Source organism: Bradyrhizobium sp. BRP56 (genome assembly GCF_020194035.1).
In the GTDB taxonomy this organism is placed as follows: Bacteria; Pseudomonadota; Alphaproteobacteria; order Rhizobiales; family Xanthobacteraceae; genus Bradyrhizobium; species Bradyrhizobium australafricanum.
The window spans coordinates 1-17450 of sequence record NZ_JADYVV010000082.1 but is presented as its reverse complement, the minus strand read 5'-3'; the positions used below and the strand labels follow the sequence as shown (position 1 = coordinate 17450).

Here is a 17450-nt window from a genome sequence, read left to right as displayed (position 1 = left end):
CTCCCCTCGCCTCAGACGCGCTCGATGATGGTGGCGGTGCCCATGCCGCCGCCGATGCACAGCGTCACCAGCGCCGTTTCCTTGTTGGTGCGCTCGAGCTCGTCGAGCACGATGCCGAGGATCATCGCGCCGGTCGCCCCTAGCGGATGGCCGAGCGCGATCGCGCCGCCATTGACGTTGATCTTGGCGTTGTCGATGTCGAACGCCTGGATGTAGCGCAGCACCACCGAGGCGAAGGCCTCGTTGAGCTCGAACAGGTCGATGTCCGACTTCTTCATGCCGGAGCGATCGAACAGCTTTTCGGTGACGTCGACCGGGCCGGTCAGCATCATCGCGGGCTCCGAGCCGATATTGGCGAATGCGCGGATCTTCGCCCGCGGCTTCAACCCGTGCTTGGCGCCCGCCTCCTTGCTGCCGAGCAGCACGGCGCCGGCGCCGTCGACGATGCCGGAGGAATTACCGGCGTGATGCACGTAATTGACCTTCTCGACCTCGGGATGCGACTGGATCGCCACCGCGTCGAAGCCGGCCATCGCCGCCATCGCCGCGAATGACGGCTGCAACTGCGCCAGCGACTGCATCGTCGTCGTGGGGCGCATGTGCTCGTCCTTGGCGAGGATGGTCAGCCCATTGACGTCCTTGACCGGCACCACCGACTTGCCGAAGCGGCCCTCGTCCCAGGCCTTGGCCGCGCGCTGCTGGCTCTGCACCGCGTAAGCGTCGACGTCGTCACGCGAGAAACCGTATTTGGTCGCGATCAGATCGGCCGAGATGCCCTGCGGCATGAAATAGGCCGGCACCGCCATCGAGGGATCCATCGGCCAGGCGCCGCCGGAGGCGCCGATGCCGACGCGGCTCATCGATTCCGCGCCGCCACCGATCACGAGCTCATGCTGGCCGCTCATGATCTGGGCTGCGGCGAAGTTCACGGCATCGAGGCCGGAGGCGCAGAAGCGGCTGATCTGCACGCCCGGCACCTTCTCGCCGAGGCCGGCGTTCAGCGCCGCGAAACGGGCGATGTCGGAGCCGGCCTCGCCGACCGGATCGACCACGCCGAGCACGACGTCGTCGACGGAATCCTCGGGAAGATTGTTGCGCTCCTTGAGCGACTTCAGCGGCACCGTGGCGAGCGCCAGCGCGGTGACCTCGTGCAGCGCGCCGTCGGCCTTGCCGCGGCCGCGCGGGGTACGAACGTGATCGTAGATGTATGCCTCAGGCATGACGCCCTCCTTGATATGAGGATCATAATATATACGGAAGGACACGCCGCCGCAGCAGTGCGGCGGCAATTTTCAGGGCTTTCTTGTTTGACGCGTTTTCTTCACGCGAACCGGTCTCCACTTCGCTGGAAAACGCTTCAGAACGCTTCCGCGGCCAATTCCATCGTGGTGGCGCTGCCGCTCTGGATCCGGGCCAGATGCACGGCGGTCTCCGGCAGCAGCTTCTCCATGAAGAAGCGGCCGGTCACGAGCTTGGTGTTGAGGTACGGCGTGGTGCCGGCGGCGGCCTTGTCCTGCGCCACCTTGGCCATCTTCGCCCACATGTAGCCGAGCGCGACGAGGCCGAACAATTTCATGTAGTCGGTCGCCGCGGCGCCGGCATTGTCGGGCTTGGTCAGCGCGTTCTGCATCAGCCAGCCGGTGGCCTGCTGCAGATGGCCGAGCGCGGTGGAGAGCGGGGTGATGAACGGCTTCATCGCCTCGTCGGCGCCATGCTCCTTGGCAAAAGCGCCGACCTCGCCGAAGAACGCCATCGCGGCACGGCCGCCGTCGCGCGGCAGCTTGCGGCCGACCAGGTCGAGCGCCTGGATGCCGTTGGCGCCCTCATAGATCATCGCGATGCGCGCATCGCGCACGAACTGCTCCATGCCGTGCTCGGCGATGTAGCCATGGCCACCGAACATCTGCTGCGCCGAGACCGTGTTGGCGAACCCGGTGTCGGTCAGGACGCCCTTCAGCACCGGCGTCATCAGGCCCATGTGATCGTCCGCAGCCTGGCGATCCCCAGCGTCGTTGGAGCGGTGCGCGACGTCGCTCTTCAGCGCGGTCCATACCACCATGGCGCGCGCCGCCTCGTTGAAGGCGCGGATGGTGAGCAGCGTGCGGCGCACGTCCGGATGCACGATGATCGGATCGGCCTGCTTCTCGGGTTCCTTCACGCCGGTCAGCGAGCGGCCCTGCAGGCGCTCGCGGGCATAAGCGACCGCGTTCTGATAGGCGACCTCGGACTGCGCGAGGCCCTGCACCGCGACGCCGAGGCGGGCCTCGTTCATCATCACGAACATGCCCTGCATGCCCTTGTTCTCTTCGCCGATCAGCCAGCCCGTGGCGTTGTCGTAGTTCATCACACAGGTGGAATTGCCGTGGATGCCCATCTTGTGCTCGATCGAGCCGCAGCTGACGCCGTTGCGCTGCCCGAGCGAGCCGTCGGCATTGACCAGCACCTTCGGCACCACGAACAGCGAGACGCCCTTGATGCCGGCCGGCGCGCCTTCGATGCGCGCCAGCACCAGATGGATGATGTTCTCAGTGAGGTCGTGCTCGCCGGCGGAGATGAATATCTTGGTGCCCGTGATCTTGAAGCTGCCGTCGGCCTGGCGCACCGCCTTGGTGCGGAGCAGGCCGAGATCGGTGCCGCACTGCGGCTCGGTCAGGTTCATGGTGCCGGTCCACTGGCCGGCGACCATCTTCGGCACATAGGTCTGCTTCTGCTCGGGGGTGCCGTGCACCAGGAGCGCTGCGGTCGCGCCCATGGTCAGCCCGCCATACATCGAGAACGCCATGTTGGCGGAGATCTGGAATTCGTTGACCGCCTGCGAGAGCGTCACCGGCAGGCCCTGGCCGCCGAATTCCGTCGGCGCCGAGAGGCCGAGCCAGCCGCCTTCGGCGACCTGCCTGAAGGCGTCCTTGAAGCCCTTCGGCGTGGCGACGCTGCCGTCGTCATTGCGCTTGCAGCCTTCGAGATCGCCTGTGCGATTGAGCGGCTGCAGCACCTCTTCGCTGAGCTTGGCGGCCTCGCCGAGGATCGCCTCGCGTACATCGGCCGAGGCATCGGTGAAGCCGGGAAGATTGCCGTAGCGGTCGATCTGGAAAACGTCGTTGAGCAGGAAGCTGACGTCTTCGACGGGGGCTTTGTAGGTTGGCATGCTGGTCTCCCGGCTGGCACATGGCCGCATATGCGACGGACGCTGCGCAGCGTGTCCTTGGGTTGTTGGAGCGGACCTTATCCGGTTCCGGAGGTCCGCGGCAGATGCTATCGCGACTGTGATTGCGACGTTGCGCCGCTTTGCTCCATCAACTCCTCGCCCATCATCCGATGCAGCAGGTTGATCGCCTTGAGCGGACGCACCATCACCTTGAAATGCGTGATCCGGCCGTCACCATCGAACGTGATGATGTCGACGCCGTTGAGCTTGATGCCGTCGATCTCGTTCTCGAATTCGAGCACCACGCCGGTGTCATTGCGCCACTCGCCGAGATACTTGAAGGTCGGGCCGCCGAGCACCTTGGCGGCGCTGGTGAGATATTTGAAGGTGATGTCGCGGCCACGCTGCGGCGTGTGCACGACCGGACTTTCGAACACCGCGTCGGGATGCAGCAGGTCCCACAGAGCGGCGGTGTCGTGGGACTTCATGTAGGCGTACCACTTGTCGAGGCCCGGCTTGCTCATTCGGACGTCTCCTGCGGCGGGGTTAAGAAGCCTGGACATCGGCGCGCGCGACAGGGCGGCACGCCGATCACCATATGCATATTGACGCATATGCACACTAATGCATAAAGTCAAGCGAACTTCAGAATGGCCTTTTGGGGAACTGAGATGGAGGTGGGCGTTGGCACTCGGTGACGCAATCCTTGCCTGCCTCACGGAACGTCCGATGACGGGCTATGAGCTCGCCAAGACGTTCGATGCGTCGATCGGCTTCTTCTGGAAGGCCGACCATCAGCAGATCTACCGGGAGCTCTCGCGGCTGCGCGACAAGGGGCACGTCCAGGGCCGCGAGGTGGTGCAGTCCGGCAAGCCCAACAAGCTGGTCTATACCCTGACCGCCGAAGGCCGCGCGGCGCTGAAGCACTGGGCAGCGCGCCCGAGCGTGCCGCCCTCGATCAAGGATGACCTTCTGGTCCGGCTCTATGCGCTCGACTGCGTCGATATCGAGCCGCTGCGCAACGACCTGATGGCGCGGCTGGAGCATCACCGCGACCGCTATGAGCGCTATGAGCGCCTGCTCAACAAGCGCTTCCCCGACGGCACCGCGCCGCCGGCCGATGTCGGCAAGATGCTCAGTCTGCGCCTCGGCATGCGCCATGAGCGCATGGTGGTGGAATGGTGCGAGGAGGCGCTCGACGCGCTCTCGGCCATGTCCGGCCGCAGCAATGTGCTGCCGCTCGACGACGGCAAGCGCGAAAGCAACGGCTAGAAACAAATCTCCAACCTCCCCTTGAAAAGGGGAGGTCGCTTTGCTCGAAGAGCAAAGCGGGTGGAGATCATCTCTCTCCACACGCAGCAGTGTGTGCGGCTGACCCCCATCCCGACCTTCCCCCTTTCAGGGGGAAGGAGAAGCTTGGCGGCGACACAAGTCGCTGTCCTGATCCGGCGCAACAGGTTCCCGGATTCCCTAACTTTAGCGCCCGCCGGCCGCATTCCTTAACCCGTTATTTACCGTGACGGGAAAAAGTCAGCAGCTGAGGCAGACGCCCGGCGCAGAATTCGATTGTCTCTTAACGGGAATGCGCGGGGAGGCTGCGGGCGCAGGGTGTAGCGCCGGAGTCGGGACCGGACGGAATCATGAATTCGCGCGTATCGTGGAGTGTTGACGGCATCGATCCCTCCGTCCGCGACAGGGCCGAGGCGGCTGCGCGCCGCGCCGGCATGTCTTTGAACGACTGGCTCAACTCCACCGTCGGCGAGCCGAGCCCGCCGGATTGGCGCATGGAGCAACGGCAGCCGATGCCGAGCCGGGAAAGCCGCGAGGTCGCCGATATCCACCAGCGGCTCGACGCCATCACCCGGCAGATCGAACAGATTGCAAAGCCTCTGACGCGCGCCGAAGCGGTGCGCGCCGAAGTGCCGCGCGGCCAGCCCGCCGTCGCGCGACAGCTGAACGACGCGATTTCGCGCCTCGATGCCCGGCTGTCGCAAATTTCGCGGCCGCAGCCGGCGCGCGAGCCGCAGCCACAGCCGATGCGCGAATCGCAGATGCAGCGCGAGCCGCAGATGCATGACCGGCAACTGGAGGAGAGGCTGCGCCAGGCGGAGGCGGTCGAGCGCGCCGCAGCCCAGGTCTATCGTCCCTCGCCGCCACTGAGCCCGGCCTCGTTCGATTTCGCGATCGCGGAGATCGCCGCGCGCCAGAACGAGCTCGACGTATCGGCACAACGCCAGATGCCGCCGCGCGGCGCGCCGCCGATGCCGCAATCGACGCCGCCGATGGCCGCCTATGCGCCACCGCCGCCGGTCGGGCCCGACTTCTCCTCGCTCGAGCGTCAGCTGCTCAAGATCACGAGCCAGATCGAGGCGCTGCAGCGGCCTGACCATATCGAGCAGTCGATCGCGGCCTTCCGCGGCGAGCTTGCGGAAATCCGCCAGGCGATCACCGAGGCGATGCCGCGCCGGGCGATCGAGTCGATCGAGAACGAGATCCGCTCGCTGCATCACCGGATCGACGAGCTCCGCCAGGAGGGCCGCAACGGCCAGGGCCAGGCGATCGCCGGCATCGAACGCGCGCTGTCGGAGATCCGCGAGTCGCTGCGCACGCTCACGCCCGCCGAGCAGCTCACCGGCTACGACGAGGCGATCCGCAATCTCGGCGCCAAGCTCGACATGATCCTGCGCGCCAACGACGATCCGTCGACGGTGCATCAGCTCGAGAGCGCGATCGCCGCGCTGCGCGCCATCGTCTCCAACGTCGCCTCCAACGACGCGCTGCTGCAGCTCTCCGGGGACGTGCATGCGCTGGCCGCGAAGGTCGACCAGCTGTCGCAGATGTCGCGCGCCGAGACCCATGACGATGCCTTCGCCGGGATCGAGCAACGCATTGCCGCATTGGCCTCGACGCTGGAGACCCGCGAGCGGCCGGCCGGCTACGACAACACCGATGCCATCGAAGGCGCCCTGCGCTCGCTGTCGGAGCGGATTGACCGCCTGCAGGTCGGCAACGACAGTTCGTCGGCATTCACCCATCTCGAGCAGCGCGTCTCCTATCTGCTCGAGCGCCTGGAGTCCGCCGACCAGCGCTCCGGCAATCTCGGCCGGGTCGAGGAAGCGCTGCATGACATCATGCGGCACCTCGAGGCGCAGCACGCCCACATCGCCTCGCTCGCCGACGCCGCCCGCAACGTCAACACCTCCTCGCCGCAGCCGATGATGGACAGCGGCATCGTCGACATGGTGAAGCGCGAGCTGTCCGACATCCGCTTCAGCCAGTCGGAGACCGACCGCCGCACCCAGGATTCGCTGGAGACCGTTCACAACACGCTCGGCCATGTCGTCGATCGTCTCGCGATGATCGAGAACGATCTGCGTACGGTGCGCACCGCGCCGCCTGCTCCCGCGCCGGCCGAACCGCGGATGGAAGCTCCGCGGATGGAGATGCCGCGCGCGGCGATGTCGCAGCCGATCGCGCAGCCCAAACCTGAAGCGTACAAGCCTGAATCGTACAGGCCCGGATTGCCCAATCCTGCGCTGGCGCAGGAGCACTTCATGTCCGCGCCGCGCGAATTCCATGCCGCGCAGCCGGTCGAGAGCGCGCCGCCGCCGCCGCTGCCGCCGCGCGCGATCAGCGAGATCCTCGAGCCGCATGCGGCGTCCGCACGCGCCGCGATCGCGCCGGACCTGCCGCCGGATCATCCGCTCGAACCGGGCACACGCCCCTCCGGCCGGGTCGCTTCGCCGTCGGAGCGGATCGCGGATTCCGAGCGCGCGATCTCTGATCTTCCCGCCGGCAAGAAGGAGCCGGTCTCGACATCGAGCTTCATCGCCGCCGCGCGCCGCGCCGCGCAGGCCGCTGCCGCGCAACCCGTCAACGAGAAGGCGGCGCGCGCCGCGAGCAAGGCTGCAGCCAAGGCCAAGGAGAAGGCCGACAAGGCCGCGAAGGCGGCTGCCGCCAAGGCCGGCACGGCCGCGGCCGGCGCGACGGCGACTGGCGCGCCGGAGGCGCAGCCTTCGACCATCACCTCCAAGATCCGTTCGCTGCTGGTCGGCGCGAGCGTGGTCGTGATCCTGCTCTCGACCGCCAAGATGGCGATGAACCTGCTCGACACCAGCTCCGCGCCGCAGGTGCCGGCGATCGAGCACAGCGAGCCGGCCACGCCGCCCATGCAGCCGCCTGCCGAGAATTCCGTCGCGCCCGCCCCGGCTGCGCCGTCCGGCGTGCCCGGACCGTCAGTGCCCGGGCCGTCGATGACCTCGCCGACCCCGCTCGGCCGCCAGTCCAACAATACTCCGGCGCCGAACACGCTCGACAGCGCGCAGGTGACGATCCCGCCGGCAATCGCACCCGCACCCGCCGCCGCGCCTGAGCCGACCGCCGCGCCAACAGCCGCCGCCAACGACGTCACCGGCACGATTCCGACCGCACCGCCGCTCGGCGGCAAGCTCGCCATGGTCCAGATCCCGGCGGGCGAGAAGCTACCCGACGCGATCGGCGGTCCGGCGCTGCGCACGGCTGCGATCAAGGGCGATGCGGCCGCGGCCTATGAAGTCGGCGTCCGCTTTGCCGAAGGCAAGGGCGTGACCGCCAATGTCGACGAAGCCGCCAAATGGTATGCCCGCGCAGCGCAGGCCGGCGTGGTGCCCGCGATGTTCCGGCTCGGCACCTTCTACGAGAAGGGCCTCAGCGTGAAGCGCGACTTCGATATGGCGCGACGCTACTACGTGCAGGCCGCCGAGCGCGGCAACGCCAAGGCGATGCACAATCTCGCCGTGCTCGACGCCGATGGCGGCGGCAAGGGCGCCGACTACAAGAGCGCCGCGCAGTGGTTCCGCAAGGCGGCCGATCGCGGTGTTGCCGACAGCCAGGTCAATCTCGGCATCCTCTATGCCCGCGGCATCGGTGTCGAACAGAACCTCGCCGAGTCCTTCAAGTGGTTCAGCCTCGCGGCCGCACAGGGCGACGCCGACGCCGGCCACAAGCGCGACGATATTGCCAAGCGGCTCGACCCGCAGTCGCTGGCCGCAGCGAAGCTGGCGATCCAGACTTTCACCGCCGAGCCGCAGCCGAGCGATGCGGTCAACGTCCCGGCGCCCGCCGGCGGCTGGGACGGCGCGGCCGCGCAGCCCGCAGCGGCGAAGCCGGTCAAGCAGCCCTCGAAGCGGACGGCGGCGCTCGCCGCTCCAGCTCACTAGGTTCGAGACGGCTGCGGCGCCCTGACGGCGCCGCTGTCCTATACCTCCGGCCTTCGGCCGTGTAGACAGGCGCGCAGTTCCGCGCCGTCGGCGCACGCGTTCCGGAGGGTCAGGCTTGTCTGTCGACGATCGCCAGGATGATGGAACGGGCCACCGTTCGTCCCCGACCGGTCCCCGCGTTGCGCCGCCGCGGCAGGCGCCGTCTCCATTTGCCCGGCGCCCTTCGGCCTCGCCTCCGCCGACGCCGCAAGGGAACGTGGCATCGCCGCCCCGCGCGTTCCGGTTCTCGCTCTGGTCCATCATCATCTTCGTGCTGCTGCTGTCGAGCGTCGCCATCCAGGCTTACCGTGACCTGTCGACGCCGGGCGCCTGGGACTTCTGGCGCGAGACCTACATCGCAGCCAGCATGACGTCCGCGGTGATTCCCGATGTCGACATCGACGGATCGGGCCGCGGCCGGCGGGCGCTTGCGATCAGCGGCAAGATCGGCTCGGCCAGCGCGAGCTGGTTCCGCGACCGGCTCAGCGAGGCGCGTCTCACACCAGGCGACGTCGTGCTGCTATCGTCGCCCGGCGGCGCGCTGAACCAGGCCGCCATCATGGGCGAGGTGATCCGCACGCGCGGGCTCGTCACCGCGGTCGCCGCATCAGATGTCTCGGGCAAGCTCCGCCCCGCGTCCTGCGCCAGCGCTTGCGTCCTGGTCTATGCCGGCGGTCAGACCCGCTATGGCATCGCGGGCTCGCGGCTCGGCGTGCATCGCTTCACGACGAGCACGCCCGTCAGCGATCCCCTCGCCGAGGCCCAACGCATCCAGGGCATGGTGCTGGGCTACATGACCAAGATGGGCGTCTCCTCCGCGATCGTCGAGGCGATGTCGCAAACCTCCGATATCTGCTGGCTAAACCCGAAGGAAGCGCTCGCGCTGAACCTGATCACCAAGCCTGTCGATCGGCCGTGAGGCGCCACCGGCGCCATTAATCTGAATTATCAACCACGTCCGCAGACGGCGGCCGAGTGCGGCGAAAAATGCCCCCGGGAGCGGATTCTTTAGTCCCTCCCCCCGCCGAATTCGGTTATGCAAGAACGCGGCAATCGACCCGCGTTCGCCTGCGTCTTGCGCGCCGACCGGATTCGTTCAGCCGGAGAATGCCCGACCAGAACGACATCACGCCGTGATGCGGCCTTGTGCCGAGTTCGCGGCGAACCGACAAGAAGCGACGCGCGTGCAGCTCTATCTCCCGATCGCCGACATTCCGGTCAATGTCTTCCTCATCCTGGCGATGGGCGCGGCGGTTGGATTCGTCTCCGGCATGTTCGGCATCGGCGGCGGCTTCCTGATGACGCCGCTGCTGATCTTCGTCGGCATCGCGCCCGCGGTCGCGGTCGCCTCCGTCGCCAGCCACATCGCGGCCTCCTCGTTCTCCGGTGCCATTTCCTATTGGCGCAGACGCGCGATCGATCCGCTGCTGGCGGCGGTGCTGCTGGTCGGAGGCACGCTCGGCACCACGTTCGGGGTGTGGACCTTCACCTTCCTGCGCTCGCTCGGCCAGCTCGACCTGATGATCGCGCTGTCCTACGTCATCCTGCTGACGACGGTCGGTGGGCTGATGTTCTGGGAAGGTTTGCGCGCGATGCTGCGCGTCCGCCGCGGCGGTCCGATCGCGCTGCGCAAGCCCGGCAGCCATGGCTGGATCCACGGCCTGCCACTGAAGCTGCGCTTCAAGCGCTCCAAGATCTATCTCTCCGTCATCCCGGTGGTCGTGGTCGGCCTCGCGATCGGCTTCGTCGGCGCCGTGATGGGAATCGGCGGCGGCTTCATCCTGGTGCCGCTGATGATCTATGTGCTGCGGGTGCCGACCTCGACCGTGATCGGCACCTCGATGGTGCTCACGCTCGTCACCATGGTGTTTGCAACCATGCTGCACGCAGTGACCAACCATCTGGTCGACGCCGTGCTGGCGCTGATCCTAATGGTCGGCGGCGTCACCGGCGCGCAGTTCGGCGCCCGCGCCGGCCAGAAGATCCGTGGCGAGCATCTGCGCCTGCTGCTCGGCCTGCTCGTGCTCGCGGTCGGCATCCGCTTTGCGGTCGAACTGGTGATCCGGCCGCAGGACCTCTACAGCATCCGCGAAACCGGCGGAGCCCCGCCATGAGGCTGCGCGCGGCGCTCGCGATCATCGGCTTCGCCGCCGCCGGCCTGGCGGCCGCGCCCGCTCATGCCGAGCGGCTGATCGTGTCGGTCTCCAACCACCGCGTCACTGTGACGCCGAACTATTCCGGCGGCGAGCTCGTGCTGTTCGGCTCGGTCGAGAAGGACGACAAGACGCCGGCCAATCGCAACAATTACGATCTCGTCGTCACGGTGTCCGGCCCGCGCGCCGACATGGTCACGCGGCGCAAGGAGCGCAAGTTCGGCATCTGGATCAACACCGACTCGCGCCAATTCCTGCAGGTGCCGGGTTATCTCGCGCTGTTCTCGAATCGCCCGTTCGACCAGATCGCCTCGCCCGAGGTGCAGCGGCGGCAGCAGCTCGGGCTCAACAACGTGCTGCTGATGCAGCGGGTCGGGCCCGACTATGCCGACGTGGTGCCGAACGACCCGTTCCGCAGCGCCTTCGTGCGGCTGCGCTCCGAGCACGGGCTGTACCGTGAGGCGACCTCGGCAGTGACCTTCCTGACCCCGACCCTGTTCCGCACCGGCATTCCGCTGCCGGCGGAGGTGCCGATCGGCACCTATAATGTCGAGATCAAGCTGTTTTCCGACGGCGCGCTGGTGACCAAGGCCGAGACCGCGTTCGAGATCGTCAAGGTCGGGTTCGAGCAGTTCGTCGCCACCACCGCGCGGCATAACGGCCTTGTCTACGGCCTGATCACCGCGTTCATGGCGCTGATGACCGGCTGGATGGCCTCGATCGTGTTCCGCAAGGATTGATCTAGCCAGCCCTGCTTTGCAATGCGCTTTCGAACGCGTCGCTGAGGATCGAGAGGCCAAGATCGATCTCGTCGTCGCTGATCGTCAGCGGCGGGGCGATGCGGAATACGCTGCCCATGCCGGGCAACTGAACGATGTTGGTGCTCAGTCCAAGCTGCATGCAGCGCTGGGAGACACGCGTTCCGAGCGCTTCGTCAGGCTCCTTGCTGTAACCGTCGCGCACGATCTCGATACCCTGCATCAGCCCCCTGCCGCGCACGTCACCGATGCATTCGAACCGGTTCTGAAGTGCGAGGAGCCCGTCCCTCAGCCGCGCGCCCGCTATCCCGGCGCGCTCGACCAATCTGTCGCGAAGGATGATCTCGATGACCTTCAGCCCGACCGCGGCCGGAATCGGGTCCGACACATGCGTCGTGTAGAACAGGAAACCGCGTTCGTGACAGCGCTCTTCGATCTCGGCGGAGGTGATGACCGCAGCCAGAGGCAGGCCGGCGCCGAGGGTCTTCGACAAGGTCAGGACGTCAGGCACGACGCCGTCGCGCTCGAAAGCGAACATGGCGCCGGTTCGGCCGAGGCCGGTCTGTGCCTCGTCGACGATCAGCAGCATGCCGCGTGCCCGGCACAGCTCTTTGAGCTCGGCAAGGTAGCCTTCAGGCAGATCGATCAGCCCGCCGGAGCTGAGGATCGGCTCGGCGATCATGCAGGCGAGCGAGCCGGTCGATTGGCGATCGATCAAATCGAAGGCATAGGCCAGCTCGGCCCGCCAATCGGCCGCGTTGCCGAAGCGCGGGCGATAGGGGTTCGGCGTCGGGATCGCGAGCGAGCCGATTGGCGCGGGACCATAACCCTTGCGGCCGGCCGAATAGGTCGTTCCGGCCGCGCCAGACGTCATTCCGTGCCAGGACTGCGCGAACGCGACGGTCTCGAAGCCGCCGGTGGCGAGCTTGGCCATCTTGATCGCAGCTTCATTCGACTCGCCGCCGGTGCTGAGCAGCATGACGCGATCAAGCCCCGGCGGCAGCAGGCCCGCGAGCTGTTCGGCCAGCGCGACGACCGGGCGCGTCAGCATGCCGCTGAACAGATGGTCGAGCCGTTCGGCATGCTCGCTGATGGTCTGGACGATCTCCGGGTGACCATGACCGAGCACGGCGCTCATCTGCCCGGACGTGAAATCCAGGATGGCCCGGCCGTCGGCGTCATAGACGAAGGCCCCGGAGGCGCGCTCGATGATGACGGGAGCGAACGTCCCGCCATAGCGAATGAGGTGCCGCCGCGCGCGATCCCAAAAGGATTTGTCGTCATTTCCGGCCATGCCCGCTCCTTGCTGCTCGGTCGCAGCGATCAAAGAACCCTCGCACCACATCTTATGCGCGCGCGAGGGCAATGACATTGCGATTTGAGATGCATTTCAGCCCTTCTTCTGCAAACAATTGCGCAAAAGATGGAGAATGCGAAAGAAATGGGAACCGCGATCGTGATTGACGTGATCGACCGTAAAATCCTCGACGTGCTGCAGGTCGAGGGGCGCATCACGAATCTCGAGCTGGCCGAGCGGATCGGCCTCTCGTCCGCCCCCTGCATGCGACGCGTTCGTACCCTCGAAGAGGCCGGCGTCATCAATTCCTATGTGGCGCTGGTGGACCCGACGCGGGTTGGACTCGGGTTCGACGTGATCGTCGAGGTCCGTCTCAAGCAACAGAACAGGGAATCCTTCACGCGCTTCGAGCGGAAGGTGATCGACCTTCCGGAGGTCGTCGAATGTTGCATGATTGCCGGCGATTGGGATTACTCGCTACGGATCGTGTCCTCGGACCTCGCGCGCTACCAATCGTTCATCCTCGACCGCCTTATGCATCCGGATAGCGACGTCGCGAGCTACCGCACGACGATCATCCTGCGAAAGGTCAAATCGACGACCAAGATCGATAGCTCGCTGTTCGGCGAGGGTTGAGGAGTTCGAACAAGCTACAGCAGGAAGCCGATCCCCATCGCGATCACGCTGAGCGCCATCGCGCCGGTCGAGAGCCAGCCGAGCCAGTACAGCCATCCGCGGACCACAAAGCGGTCCATGACGTCCCGGCGGCGGGCCATGAACATCAGCAGCACCATCACGGGCACCGCGAGCACGCCGTTGACGACCGCACTCCAGTACAACGCCGCGATCGGATCGATCGGCGTGAAGTTGAGCGCGATGCCGATGCCGCCCGACAGCGCCAGCACCGAATAGAACGCGATCGCCTCCTTCGGCCTGCGCGTCAGCCCAACCCGCCATCGCCGGCCCTCGCCGACGGCATAAGCCGTCGCACCCGCGAGCACCGGAATCGCCAGAAGGCCGGTGCCGACGATGCCGAGCGCGAAGATCACCTCGGCAAACGGCCCGGCGATCGGGCGCAGCGCCTCGGCGGCCTGCGCCGAGGTCTGGATGTCGGTCTTGCCGGTGGCGTGCAGCGATGCGGCGGCGGTGACGATGATCGACAATGCGATCAGGTTCGAAAACGCCATGCCGGTGATGGTATCGGCGCGGATGCGCGAGAATTCGTGCTGGGCGCCGTAATGCCGTTCGATCAGCGGATGCTTGGTGGCGTCGACCCGCTGCTCCTCCGCCTCCTGCGAGGCCTGCCAGAAGAACAGATAGGGCGAGATCGTGGTGCCGAGGATCGCAACGATGGTCGTGAAATAGTCGGCGCTCCAGCTGATGCGCGGCAGCAGCACGCCGGCCAGGGCCTCCATCCACGACACCTTGGCAAAGGCGAGCGCCGCGACATAGGCGAACAGGCTGAGCGTCAGCCATTTCAGTATCGTGACGTAGCGCCGGTAGTTCATGAAGATCTGCGCGGCCACCGAGGTGACGCCGAACAGCACCACATAGAGAATGGCCGGACCGCCGATCAGAAGCTTTGTGGCATCGGCCATGGCCGAGAGGTCGGCCGCGATGTTGATGGTGTTGGCAATCGACAGCAGCGTCACCACGACGGCGAGGAGCCAGCCTGGATAATGCCGGCATACATTGCCCGCGATGCCATGCCCGGTGACGCGGCCGACCCGCGCCGAGATCTCCTGGATCGCGCTCATCAGCGGAAACGTCAGCAGCATGGTCCAGCCGATGCCGTAGCCGAGTTGCGCGCCGGCCTGGCTGTAAGTGCCGATCCCCGAAGGGTCGTCGTCGGAAGCGCCGGTGATCAGCCCGGGTCCGAGCGCCTTCAGGACGCGGCTGAAACTGAACGGCTGGCGCCGGGGCTTCGCCGCCGGCGCATCGTCTTGATCGTCGTGCTGCGAGATTGTCCCTTGCCGCGTCATGTCCGGTTCCAGCCGTCAGACAACGAGCCGGATACCGGCAAGGTTCCTGGGACGAAACCTACGGCTCGATGACCGTGGCGACGCCGGGCTCGAGGATGCGCAGACGGCGGCCGAAGCCGAGCGTATCGAAGCTCGCGCGCAGGTCGCTCGCGCTCTGCCGGAAATGCGCCCAGCCGTCGGTATGAACCGGCACGATCACCGCGTCCGCAAAGGCGTGCGCGGTTTCGATCGCGTCATTGGTGTCCATCGTGAGATGGAAGGGGCCGCGGGTTTGCGCGGCGCCGGCGAACGGCAGCACCACGCCGCAGTCGAAGCGCCGCGCAACCTCGGCGACGCCGTCGAACCAGGTGGTGTCGCCGCTGACATAGACCGGACGGCCCGGTCTTGCCGGCTGCACAACGAAGCCGATGACGTCGCCGGACAATGGCTCGATCCCGGCCGGTCCGTGCCGCGCCGGCGTCGCGGTGATGGTGAGGGTCCGGCCGCCCTTCTGCAACTCGGTCGAGGCCCAGGGCGCAAAGCCCTCGGCGTTGCCGCCGAGCCGCCTGGCGCCGGCCTCCGTCGTCAGCACGCGCTTCACGCCTTTAAGGAAATCCCGGCCGGAATGGTCGAGATTGTCGGAATGCTGGTCGTGGCTCAGCAGCACCGCATCGATCGCGCCGACATCGCGCACGCCGAGCGCGGGACCCGTCAGCTTCTCCAGTTTCACATGCGGCAATTGATACTCGCCGGGCGCATCGAAGGTCGGATCGGTGAGCAGGCGGAACCCGTCGATCTCGATCAGGGCGGTGGGGCCTCCGATCAGCGTGATGGTGATGCTCACGTCATACTCCTGTTGGCCGCGGCGGCTGCGGGGCGGGTCACCAGGTAAATGCCGAGCGCCACCGGAACGATCCCGAGCAGGTCGCGAAATTCGACATGCTCGCCGAGCACGAGATAGGCGAACAGCATGCCGAGCGGCGGCATCAGGAAGTGATAGGCGCTTGCGGCGGTCGCACCACACACTTTCAGGAGATGAAACCAGAGCAGATAGGCAAGGATCGAGCCGCCGAGCACGAGGAAGGTGAAGGCGCCGGCAAGCCGCATGCTGGGCACGATGTCGCTGACGCTGGAGAGCGTGAAGGCGAACGGCATCACCGCAAGGCCGCCGGCCATGTTCTGGATGCCGTTGCCGATCCACAGGCTGCCCTTCGGTGCCAGCAGCTTGAACAGCACGGTGCCGGCGACGATCGAGGCGAGCGAGGCCAGCGTGAACAGGATGCCATGCGGGCTGTCCGATCCGACCGACATGCGATGCCAGACGATGAAGGCGACGCCGACGATGCCGAGCACGAGACCAATCACCTTGCGCAAGGTCATGCTCTCGCCGAGGAACAGCGCCGCCAGCATGGCGGTGAACACCGGATTGGCCGAGACGATCAGCGCGCCAAGCCCGGCCGAGACCGTCTTCAGGCCGGTATAGCCGAGGCCGAGATAGAGCGCGTTGTTGGCGACGCCGAGCACGGCAAATACCGCCGCATCGCGCCAGCTGAGATCCCATTGGTCGCGGCGCAGCCAGGAGATGGCGAGGATCAGAACCCCGGCGAGCGAAAACCGCGCGGCCAGCAGGATCAGCGGCGGGCAATCGGTGACGCCGATCTTGCCGGCGACGAAGGCGTAGCTCCAGAGCAGGCAGAACAGGGCAATCAGCAGCGGCAGGGTGTTGAAGCGGGCGCGGGGGGCGGCCATCGAGGTAGCGGCGGACATGGGCGAATTCTCCTTCGGCCATGATCTAGGCCCGCGCCTTGATATTTGGAAATTAAATGATAGACTGGCGTGCAGTGGATTTATAAATGGAGGCTGCGATGCTCGACCTGGAGCTGTTGCGCAGTTTCGTCTCGGTGGTCGATGCCGGCGGCTTCACCCGCGCCGGAGAGCGCGTCCACCGCACGCAGTCGACGGTGAGCCAGCAGATCAAGCGCCTGGAGGAGGATGTCGGCCAGCCGCTATTGATCCGTAGCGGCAAGGACGTCACCCCGACGGAAGCCGGCGAGCGGCTGTTGACCTATGCGCGGCGGCTATTGTCACTCGCCGAAGAGGCCCGCGACGTGCTCTCGCGCCCCGGCAGCGAAGGCGCGATCCGGATCGGCATCACCGAGGATTTTGCCGCCTATCGGCTGACAAAGCTGCTCGCCACCTTCGCGCGCAGTCATCCGACCTTGCGGCTCGACGTGCGCTCCGGGCAGAGCCTTTTCCTGTACCGTGATCTCGAACGCGGCGATCTCGATCTCGCGCTGATCAAGCGCGCCGCCAATGAGAAGGGCGGCATCGCGGTCTGGCCTGAACGCGTGCACTGGGTCACCAGCAAGGGCCACCCGCGCGATACGACGGCCGGCTCGGTTCCGCTGATCGGTTTCGCCTCGGGCTGTCTCTACCGCGCCCGCGCCATCCATGCGCTGGAGAGCGCCGGCCGCAACTGGCATATGGCCTACACCTCCTCCAGCCTCGCCGGCATCCAGGCCGCGGTCGCCGCAGGCCTCGGGCTCAGCATCCTGTCGGAAATGTCGATCCAGGCGGAGCATCGCGTGCTGACCGCAAAGGACGGCTTTGCGCCGATCGACCGCACCGAGGTCGCCCTCGTCGCCGCCCCCGAAGCCAGCCCGGCGACACTGCGGCTGGCCGACAGGCTCGCGGAGTATTGCGAAAGCGTGCAGGCGAAGGCGGCTTAGGGCGAGGTCGCGCCGCTACTCCGCTGTCGTCCCTGCGAAAGCACTAGCGTGTCTACACGGTTTTGGGGCGCGACAGATTGACTCGGTGCAGCAAGAAGTGGCGTCTCTGCAGCATGTTGTATGATTCTCTCACTGGCGCTTTGATTCGAAGGAGCGCCAGCGATGCAGCC

General features: G+C 66.5%; 14 protein-coding genes. 7 read left to right on the top strand and 7 right to left on the bottom strand.

Annotated elements, in window-relative coordinates:
* Positions 1–11: 11 nt before the first annotated feature.
* The 3 genes from I6F38_RS37545 to I6F38_RS37535 form a co-directional block, all read right to left on the bottom strand.
* Positions 12–1220 carry an acetyl-CoA C-acetyltransferase gene (locus I6F38_RS37545; RefSeq protein WP_225163946.1) on the bottom strand — a complete coding sequence of 403 codons (1209 nt, stop codon included), beginning with the start codon at positions 1218–1220 and terminating at the stop codon, positions 12–14.
* A gap of 137 nt (positions 1221–1357) precedes the next feature.
* Positions 1358–3145 carry an acyl-CoA dehydrogenase C-terminal domain-containing protein gene (locus tag I6F38_RS37540; RefSeq protein WP_225163945.1) on the bottom strand — a complete coding sequence of 596 codons (1788 nt, stop codon included), beginning with the start codon at positions 3143–3145 and terminating at the stop codon, positions 1358–1360.
* Between the two features lie 107 nt (positions 3146–3252).
* Entirely contained in the window at positions 3253–3669 is a 417-nt protein-coding gene (locus I6F38_RS37535) for a nuclear transport factor 2 family protein (RefSeq protein WP_225163944.1), read from the bottom strand.
* A gap of 160 nt (positions 3670–3829) precedes the next feature.
* Here I6F38_RS37535 and I6F38_RS37530 point away from each other — a divergent pair, with 160 nt between their 5' ends.
* The 5 genes from I6F38_RS37530 (at position 3830) to I6F38_RS37510 (ending at position 11275) form a co-directional block, all read left to right on the top strand.
* Complete coding sequence (locus I6F38_RS37530; RefSeq protein ID WP_057016062.1) at positions 3830–4417, top strand: PadR family transcriptional regulator; 588 nt, start codon at positions 3830–3832, stop codon at positions 4415–4417.
* Between the two features lie 368 nt (positions 4418–4785).
* The gene (locus tag I6F38_RS37525) at positions 4786–8343 is read left to right on the top strand and encodes a tetratricopeptide repeat protein (protein WP_225163943.1); all 3558 of its coding nucleotides are present in this window, start codon (positions 4786–4788) and stop codon (positions 8341–8343) included.
* Between the two features lie 256 nt (positions 8344–8599).
* The gene (locus I6F38_RS37520; protein WP_346657166.1) at positions 8600–9301 is read left to right on the top strand and encodes a hypothetical protein; all 702 of its coding nucleotides are present in this window, start codon (positions 8600–8602) and stop codon (positions 9299–9301) included.
* 265 nt (positions 9302–9566) lie between these two features.
* Positions 9567–10496, top strand: coding sequence for a sulfite exporter TauE/SafE family protein (locus I6F38_RS37515; protein ID WP_225163941.1), 930 nt, complete (start codon positions 9567–9569; stop codon positions 10494–10496).
* Complete coding sequence (locus I6F38_RS37510) at positions 10493–11275, top strand: TIGR02186 family protein (protein ID WP_225163940.1); 783 nt, start codon at positions 10493–10495, stop codon at positions 11273–11275. Before I6F38_RS37515 ends, I6F38_RS37510 begins: the two co-directional genes overlap by 4 nt.
* Position 11276: 1 nt before the next feature.
* Here I6F38_RS37510 and I6F38_RS37505 read toward each other — a convergent pair whose 3' ends face one another.
* Positions 11277–12587 (bottom strand): aspartate aminotransferase family protein, encoded by a 1311-nt coding sequence (locus I6F38_RS37505; protein ID WP_225163939.1) that lies wholly within the window; start codon positions 12585–12587, stop codon positions 11277–11279.
* 147 nt (positions 12588–12734) lie between these two features.
* On the opposite strand from I6F38_RS37505, the gene I6F38_RS37500 reads away from it, so the two are divergent.
* Positions 12735–13226, top strand: coding sequence for an Lrp/AsnC family transcriptional regulator (locus tag I6F38_RS37500; protein ID WP_225163938.1), 492 nt, complete (start codon positions 12735–12737; stop codon positions 13224–13226).
* Positions 13227–13240: 14 nt separating this feature from the next.
* On the opposite strand, the gene I6F38_RS37495 is transcribed toward I6F38_RS37500, so the two are convergent.
* Genes I6F38_RS37495 through I6F38_RS37485 form a run of 3 tightly spaced genes read right to left on the bottom strand, consistent with a single transcriptional unit; the run spans position 13241 to position 16318 of the window.
* Entirely contained in the window at positions 13241–14572 is a 1332-nt protein-coding gene (locus I6F38_RS37495) for a divalent metal cation transporter (RefSeq protein WP_225163937.1), read from the bottom strand.
* Between the two features lie 58 nt (positions 14573–14630).
* A complete protein-coding gene (locus tag I6F38_RS37490) occupies positions 14631–15395 on the bottom strand; it encodes an MBL fold metallo-hydrolase (protein WP_225163936.1) in 765 nt (254 codons plus the stop codon).
* Entirely contained in the window at positions 15392–16318 is a 927-nt protein-coding gene (locus I6F38_RS37485; RefSeq protein ID WP_225163935.1) for a DMT family transporter, read from the bottom strand. The genes I6F38_RS37490 and I6F38_RS37485 overlap by 4 nt, the downstream gene beginning before the upstream one ends.
* A gap of 98 nt (positions 16319–16416) precedes the next feature.
* On the opposite strand from I6F38_RS37485, the gene I6F38_RS37480 reads away from it, so the two are divergent.
* Positions 16417–17280, top strand: coding sequence for a LysR substrate-binding domain-containing protein (locus I6F38_RS37480; protein WP_225163934.1), 864 nt, complete (start codon positions 16417–16419; stop codon positions 17278–17280).
* Positions 17281–17450 lie beyond the last annotated feature (170 nt).

Coding starts and splice junctions, on each gene's coding strand:
- I6F38_RS37545 (WP_225163946.1), bottom strand. CDS start 1,220: ATGCCTGAGGCATACATCTACGATCACGTTCGTACCCCGCGCGGCCGC.
- I6F38_RS37540 (WP_225163945.1), bottom strand. CDS start 3,145: ATGCCAACCTACAAAGCCCCCGTCGAAGACGTCAGCTTCCTGCTCAAC.
- I6F38_RS37535 (WP_225163944.1), bottom strand. CDS start 3,669: ATGAGCAAGCCGGGCCTCGACAAGTGGTACGCCTACATGAAGTCCCAC.
- I6F38_RS37525 (WP_225163943.1), top strand. CDS start 4,786: ATGAATTCGCGCGTATCGTGGAGTGTTGACGGCATCGATCCCTCCGTC.
- I6F38_RS37510 (WP_225163940.1), top strand. CDS start 10,493: ATGAGGCTGCGCGCGGCGCTCGCGATCATCGGCTTCGCCGCCGCCGGC.
- I6F38_RS37505 (WP_225163939.1), bottom strand. CDS start 12,587: ATGGCCGGAAATGACGACAAATCCTTTTGGGATCGCGCGCGGCGGCAC.
- I6F38_RS37500 (WP_225163938.1), top strand. CDS start 12,735: ATGGGAACCGCGATCGTGATTGACGTGATCGACCGTAAAATCCTCGAC.
- I6F38_RS37495 (WP_225163937.1), bottom strand. CDS start 14,572: ATGACGCGGCAAGGGACAATCTCGCAGCACGACGATCAAGACGATGCG.
- I6F38_RS37485 (WP_225163935.1), bottom strand. CDS start 16,318: ATGTCCGCCGCTACCTCGATGGCCGCCCCCCGCGCCCGCTTCAACACC.
- I6F38_RS37480 (WP_225163934.1), top strand. CDS start 16,417: ATGCTCGACCTGGAGCTGTTGCGCAGTTTCGTCTCGGTGGTCGATGCC.